The sequence below is a fragment of the Marinifilum caeruleilacunae genome, from assembly GCF_013141825.1.
Taxonomy (GTDB): Bacteria; Bacteroidota; Bacteroidia; order Bacteroidales; family Marinifilaceae; genus Marinifilum; species Marinifilum caeruleilacunae.
In genome coordinates this window covers 59785-67654 of record NZ_RZNH01000032.1, presented here as the reverse complement: position 1 = coordinate 67654, position 7870 = coordinate 59785, and the positions used below count along the sequence as shown (strand labels likewise).

Genomic DNA, 7870 nt, shown 5'->3' with positions numbered 1-7870 from the left:
GTAGGTCATTTCCCCTTCTTCAACTTGACGTACAACTGACAATTTAAAGGATAAATTATAATTTCGTTGGGTACGCCTTGCTACAGTCTTTCTCAATATTTTCATAAATAAGTCGATTTACTGTCAACTTATTTCAGGACGGGACATAATCATATCTCAAAGGAAGCTCTCAAAAGCTTCCTTTTTTTTCGCTTACCAAATAAAAAAGAATTCTTACCAATATTTCTTTTATTTTCAGATTCCTTTTTGTAAATTTTATGTAAGTGTAAAAAGATTTCGGAAAATCTTCGAAATTAATTCCCAATACAACTTCTTACACAAAACTTAAATCATACTAAATCTCTCACCTCTAATTATTAGAGATTGATTTTCTGCGCATCAAAATGATACCCAAACATTTTGAAATGCTGTAATGCCTTACATACTTAAATCTATAATTATGGTTACGCGCATTTTCGATTTACTGGATATTTATCGGGAAAAATATCTTGATAAAACAGATGCTTTCGCAAAGAAAGAAGATGGCAAATGGATTAGCTATTCAACGGAACAATACCTTGAATACGCCGAATTAATTAGTTACGCCTTTTTGGATAGTGGCGTAAAAAAAGGTGATCGAATCATCACCATTTCAAACAACCGACCAGAATGGAATTTTGTGGATATGGCCCTGGCACAAATTGGAGCCATTCACGTTCCGCTCTACCCTACCATTAGTGCCAAAAGCTACGACTTTATTATTCGCCACTGCGAACCGAGCTTTATTTTCGTCTCCAGTGAAGAACTGTACTTCAAAATTAAACCACTTCTAAAGGATCACCCGTCGGTGAAACAGGTGTATTCATTCGATAAAATTAAAGCTGTAACTCACTGGCTTCGTTTGCTCGATATGGGCAAAGCTCTTGGCGACAAGTTCAAGGAGGAATTACAGTCAATTAAAAAAGAAATAGAACCACAGGATGTGGTTACCATCATATATACATCGGGAACAACAGGCAACCCTAAAGGTGTAATGTTATCGCATCAAAATTTTACCAGCAATGTGCTGGCTTCTGCCGCACGTTTAATTTTGAATTCGAGCCACAAGTGCTTGAGTTTTTTACCAATCAACCATGTTTATGAGCGAATGGTGAACTATCAGTATCAGTACAAGGGCATCAGTATTTACTATGCTGAAAGTATGGAAACCATTGGCGATAATTTGCGAGAAATTAAACCTCATGGGTTTGCCACCGTTCCCCGATTGTTAGAGAAGGTATACGACAAAATCATGGCCAAAGGCAAGAGTTTGCCAATGATAAAAAAATCATTATTTCTATGGGCCGTAAACCTGGGTCAGAAATATGAATTGAACGCCGCCAACGGATGGTGGTACGAGTTCAAACTCAAAATTGCCAGAAAATTGATTTTCAGCAAATGGCAGGAAGCTCTTGGTGGCAATATCATGTTTATGTGTTCGGGTGGTGCCGCACTGCAAGTAAGATTAGAGCGCTTATTCTGGGCTGCAGGCATTCCTGTGCAGGAAGGTTACGGACTTACGGAAACTTCTCCGATTATTGCTGCCAATCAGAATGCATACCCCGATATCAAGTTTGGTACTGTTGGACCGGTTTTAGAAGGTGTGGAGGTAAAAATTGCAGAAGATGGTGAGATTCTGGCTCGCGGACCAAATATCATGTTGGGATATTATAAAAATCCTGAACTGACTAATGAGGTAATTGACTCGGAAGGATGGTTCCATACAGGTGATATTGGCTGCATGGTAGAAGATCGGTTTCTGAAAATTACCGATCGAAAGAAGGAAATTTTTAAAACCTCGGGAGGGATTTACATTGCTCCACAGGTAATTGAGAACAAGTTAAAAGAATCTCCTTTTATCGATCAGGCCATTGTGATAGGCGAATTCAAGCGCTTCCCTTCGGTACTTATTTCTCCCGATTTTGAATTCTTAAAAGAGTACTGCAAGAGAAAGAAACTGGATTTTATCAGTCCTGAAGAAATCATTAAAAATGAACGCATTCAAATGAGAATCTGGAAGGAAGTCGAGAAAACAAATGTGAATCTCGATCGTCCGAAAAAAATAAAAACCAGTCGTTTGGTTGCCGATGTTTGGACTCCCGATACGGGTGAATTATCGCCTACATTAAAACTGAAACGTAAGGTTCTCAAAGATAAATATGAGGCACTCATCCTGGATATTTATGCCTACGAGGAAGAACTCTAAACAAGTATTCACACACGATAACAAATTAAAATATGACTCGAAAAATAAGGAAAGTTGCAGTCTTGGGCGCCGGAGTCATGGGCGCTCAAATTGCATGTCATTTTGCCAATATAGGCCTGGAGATTTTGTTGTTGGATATGCCAGCCAAAGAACTTAGCGAAAAAGAAGAAAAGGCAGGCTTACCTGCTGATCATCCAAAGGTACGAAACCGAATTGTGAACGATCTTTTCGTAAAAGCCAGCAAACTAAAACCTGCCCCCCTCTATCTAAAAACTTATGCAAAGAGGATTAGTACAGGTAATTTTGAAGACGATTTACATCGGATTCGGGAATGCGATTGGGTGATTGAAGCCATTATCGAGAATCTGAAAATCAAGCAGGAACTTTATTCAAAAATTGAAGAACATCGTAAGCCAGGTTCTTTAATCACAAGCAATACATCAGGAATCCCAATTCAAATGCTGATTCAGGGAAGATCGGAAGATTTTGAAGCCCACTTCTGTGGTACTCACTTTTTTAATCCGCCAAGGTATTTAAAATTGCTGGAACTTATTCCGTCGCCAAAAACCCAAAAGGATGTATTGGATTTCCTAACGGATTTTGGAGAAAGATTTTTGGGCAAATCGGTTGTGATTTGTAAGGATACACCTGCATTTATCGCCAATCGCGTGGGGGTATATTCTATGATGTCGGTCTTTCACCTGATTGATGAATTTGGATTTACGGTAGAAGAAATAGACAAGCTCACCGGGCCAATTATCGGTCGACCCAAATCGGCAACCTTCAGAACCTGCGATGTAGTTGGTTTAGACACCTTGGTATTTGTAGCTCAAAATCTGCAAAAAGCCCTTCAACACGACGAAGCCAAAGAGGTTTACCAGATTCCAGACTTTATTCAACACATGATGGGCAACCAATGGTTGGGATCTAAAACCGGCCAGGGTTTTTACAAAAAGATCAAGTCGAATGGACAAAGCGAAATTTTGAGTCTGAACCTCGAAAATTTCGAATACCAGGAGAAACAAAGAGTAAAGTTTGCTGAGTTCGAAGCCGCCAAAGCCGTTCCTCATCTCAACGACAGGTTTAAAGTATTGCTAAACGGAAAAAGCAAGGTAAACCAGTTTTATCAAAAGCTATTTTTTGGCTTGTTTGCCTATGTATCGAACCGTATGCCGGAAATATCGGACGAGCTTTACAAAATTGATGAAGCCATTTGTTCGGGTTTTGCATGGGAAATGGGACCATTCGAAATCTGGGAAAGCATTGGGGTGAAAAAATCACTGGATATGATGGAATCTATGGGATTTAAAGCTGCCAACTGGGTGTACAATATGGTACAACAAGGTTCGAGTTTTTACCAGTTAAAAGATGGATTCAAACAATACTACGATGTAAATACCAATGAATATCAAATTATCCCTGGAACGGAGAATTTAATCCTTCTCAATAATATTCGTTCATCCAAAACGATTTGGAGCAACGAGGGAGCAAGTATTGTGGATATTGGAGATGGAATTATCAACCTTGAGTTCCACACAAAAATGAATACCATTGGCAGTGAAATTATACAGGGAATCAACAAAGCGATAGAGCTGGCCGAAAGTGATTACAAGGCATTGGTGATATCAAACGAGGGAGAAAATTTCTCGGCAGGTGCCAATATCGGCTTGGTATTTATGCTTGCCATTGAGCAGGAGTTTGAAGAGCTCGATATGGTTGTGCGCACCTTCCAGAATACCATGCTGAAATTGAAATATGCTTCGGTGCCAGTGATTGCCGCTCCACACGGAATGAGCCTCGGAGGCGGATGCGAACTCTGCATGCACACCGATAAGGTGATTGCACATGCCGAAACCTATATGGGATTGGTGGAACTTGGAGTTGGCGTAATTCCGGCAGGTGGTGGAACCAAAGAGTTTGCCTACCGTCTGTCAAAAGAAATTGCTCAGGACGATATCAGAACCAACCGCTTTCGCGATAAATTCCTAAGTATTGGCCAGGCCAAAGTGTCGATGTCGGCCTACGAAGCCTTCGAACTGGGATATCTCCGTAAGGATGTTGACGAAGTGATTGTGAGCAAGAAGCACCAGCTAAGCTATGCCAAAAAAGCAGCATTGCTAATGCTCGAAAAAGGCTACACACCTCCTCTGCCAACCAAAGACATTACCGTTTTGGGAAGCGAAGGACTGGCCCTGGTTTATTCGGGTGCCGATGGCATGGAAGTGGGAAATTTCATCTCCGAATACGATAAACATTTGTCGATAGAACTTGGAAAGGTGCTAAGTGGCGGAGAGCTAAGCGAACCTGCCCTGGTTAGCGAAAAATACCTGCTCGACCTGGAACGAATTGCTTTTGTTCGACTCTGCCAGCAAAAGAAAACGCTGGAAAGAATGCAAAGCCTGTTACAGAAAGGTAAAATTCTTAGAAACTAAATAATGGTTAATGATTGGTGATTAATGATTAATTCATTCTTCACTAATTGCTGACAACAATGTTTTTTGTGCTAAACATTACTCACTAAAAATTAAACATTACAATGAATGCATATATAGTAGCCGCATACAGAACCGCCGTTGGCAAAGCGAAAAAAGGCAAGCTTCGCCTCATCAGGCCAGATGACATGGCCGCAAGGGTGGTACAACATATTATGGAGAAAACACCAAGCCTTGATCCCCTTATGGTGGATGACGTAATAGTGGGAAATGCCACTCCAGAAGCCGAACAGGGATTGAATATCGGAAGAATGATCTCCTTAATGGGATTGGATAAAATCCAGGTTCCGGGAATGACAGTGAATCGCTACTGCTCATCGGGATTGGAAACCATTGCCATTGCTGCCTCAAAAATTGAAGCCGGTTTGGCTGATTGTATTTTAGCTGGTGGTGTGGAAATGATGTCGCTCATGCCTATGGGAGGTTGGCGACTGGTTCCTAATTTGGGCATTGCCAAATCGAAGCCCGATTATTATTGGAACATGGGAATTACCGCAGAAGCCCTGCAGAAAAAGTACAAAATATCGCGCGAAGACCAGGATGAATTTGCTTTTCATTCACACAGAAAAGCTTTAGAGGCATTATCGGTGAACCGTTTTGTGGATGAAATTGTTCCTATTACAGTAAGCGAGACTTTTGTGAACAGCAAAGAAAAAGCAGAAACAAAAGAGCACCTTGTAACTATGGATGAAGGACCAAGAGCCGATACCAGCCTGGAAGGTCTCTCGAAGTTAAGACCGGTTTTTGCGCAGAATGGAACTGTAACCGCAGGGAACTCATCGCAAACATCGGATGGCGCAGCCTTTGTTTTGGTGGTATCGGAAAAGATGCTAAAACAGTTGAATGTGCAGCCCATTGCTCGTTTTGTTTCATATGCCGTTGCTGGTGTGGAACCAAAACACATGGGTATTGGACCCGTAGAGGCCATTCCGAAAGTCTTGCAACGAGCTGGCATGCAAATGTCGCAAATCGAACAGGTTGAATTGAATGAAGCATTTGCTGTGCAGGCTTTATCGGTAATGAGAGAGTTGGATATGAATCCGGATATCACCAATGTAAATGGTGGAGCCATTGCTTTGGGGCATCCTTTGGGTTGTACAGGGACAAAATTATCGGTTCAGCTCCTGCACGAAATGAAGAAAAGAAATCAAAAATATGGCATGGTAACCATGTGCGTAGGATCGGGACAGGGAGCCGCCGGAATTTTTGAATTGCTATAAGACAGTTTCCCAGTAACGGGAATGCTAAAAACATATACAAACCACAAAAACTCTGCTATATGGAAAAGATAAAAACAGTAAAAGGCGGTCAGTTTCTGGTGAAGGAAACGATGCCACAAGATATTTTCATTCCTGAGGAGATTTCTGAGGAACAAAAAATGATTATGGAAACCTGTCGCGATTTCCAGGAAAAAGAGATATTCCCATTACAAGACAGAATTGATGCACAGGAAGAAGGCTTAATGACCAATTTAATGGACAAAGCCGGAGAACTTGGGCTACTGGGAATTGCTGTGCCGGAAGAATATGGGGGATTTGGGCAAGACATGAATACCTCGATGCTCAGCACAGAGGTAATGGGAACCTACAGTTCCTTTGCAGTTGCCTATGCCGCCCATGTTGGAATTGGCACCTTGCCGATTCTTTATTATGGCACTCAAGAGCAAAAAGAGAAGTATTTGCCAATGCTGGCCAGTGGCGAGTACAAAGGTGCTTATTGCTTGACGGAACCCGGATCTGGATCGGATGCCAATTCGGGAAAAAGTAAGGTAAAACTCTCTGAAGATGGCACGAAATACATTTTGAACGGACAAAAAATGTGGATCACCAATGGTGGATTCGCCGACATTTACACGGTATTTGCCAAGATTGACGACGACAAGAATTTAAGTGCTTTTATTGTAGAGAAGAACTTCCCTGGAATTAGCCTTGGACAGGAAGAAAAGAAAATGGGAATTAAAGGTTCGTCGACCTGTATGATGTTTTTCGAGAATTGCGAAATTCCTGTTGAAAACCTACTGGGAGAAAGGGAGCAAGGTTTTAAAATTGCCTTGAACATTCTGAACAATGGAAGAATTAAACTGGCTGCCGCTGTTTTGGGTGCTGGCAAAAAGGTAATCAGCAATTCCATTAATTATTCGAACGAGCGCATTCAATTTGGAAGAGAAATTGCCAATTTTGGTGCCATCCAGTTTAAAATTGCCGAACAGGCCATTAGAACCTATGCCATCGAATCGGCCATTTATCGCTGTAGCAACGATGTTCAAAACCTAAAACATCACCTGATTGAAGAAGGCATGAGCAAAGAAAATGCTTCGGTTCAGGCGCAAAAAGAGTTTGCTGCCGAAGCTGCCATTTTAAAAGTGGCCGCATCGGAAGCCCTGGATTATGTGGTTGATGAAGGCGTGCAAATTTATGGTGGAATGGGCTACTCGGCCGAAGCACCAATGGAACGCGCTTATCGCGATGCACGTATCAATCGTATTTTTGAGGGAACCAATGAAATTAACCGCATGCTGGTAGTGGATTACCTTTTGCGCAAAGCCTTCAAAAATGAATTGCCTCTGTTGGCAGCATCTCAAGCGGTTGCCAAAGAACTGATGTCTATTCCTGATTTTGGTGAGGAAGATACAAGCCTGTTTGCTGCTGAAGGTAAATTGGTGGCAGGATTTAAGAAAGCAGCCCTTTTGGTTGCCGGTGCTGCTGCTCAAAAGTTCATGCAAAAGCTGAGCAAGGAGCAGGAAATTTTAATGAATATTTCTGATATTATTACCGACTGTTATGTGGCCGAATCGATGCTACTGCGCGTAAAAAAACTAGTAGAAACCAAAGGAGAAGAAGCTTGTAAGGAGCAAATTGCCATGTGTAAGGTATTCTTTTACGATGCTGCCGACCGCATTCATAAAAATGCCAAGGATGCTGCCAATAGCATTTCATCGGGCGACGAATTGCGCATGATGCTTTTGGGCCTGAAACGATTTACCAAACACGGTGGTTTGAACAGTAAGGAAGAACGTAGAATGATTGCCAGAAAATTGATTGAAGCGAATCGATATTGTTTTTAGTGAATTATAAACCACACTTTATTTAGAATAAAAAAACCTCACAAAGCAGTTGCTCCGTGAGGTTTTCTATGTTTGGGGTAAAAATTTTAA

Annotated in this window: 4 protein-coding genes; all 4 read left to right on the top strand. The window is 41.5% G+C overall.

Annotated features, from left to right (window positions below; translation table 11 throughout):
* The first annotated feature begins 439 nt into the window (after window positions 1–439).
* Window positions 440–2224 carry an AMP-dependent synthetase/ligase gene (locus ELS83_RS16400; RefSeq protein ID WP_249414471.1) on the top strand — a complete coding sequence of 595 codons (1785 nt, stop codon included), beginning with the start codon at window positions 440–442 and terminating at the stop codon, window positions 2222–2224.
* Between the two features lie 32 nt (window positions 2225–2256).
* Entirely contained in the window at window positions 2257–4656 is a 2400-nt protein-coding gene (locus ELS83_RS16395; protein WP_171596631.1) for a 3-hydroxyacyl-CoA dehydrogenase/enoyl-CoA hydratase family protein, read from the top strand.
* 104 nt (window positions 4657–4760) lie between these two features.
* A complete protein-coding gene (locus ELS83_RS16390) occupies window positions 4761–5936 on the top strand; it encodes an acetyl-CoA C-acyltransferase (RefSeq protein WP_171596630.1) in 1176 nt (391 codons plus the stop codon).
* A 59-nt stretch (window positions 5937–5995) separates the two neighbouring features.
* A complete protein-coding gene (locus tag ELS83_RS16385; RefSeq protein ID WP_171596629.1) occupies window positions 5996–7780 on the top strand; it encodes an acyl-CoA dehydrogenase family protein in 1785 nt (594 codons plus the stop codon).
* The last annotated feature ends 90 nt before the right edge of the window (window positions 7781–7870 follow it).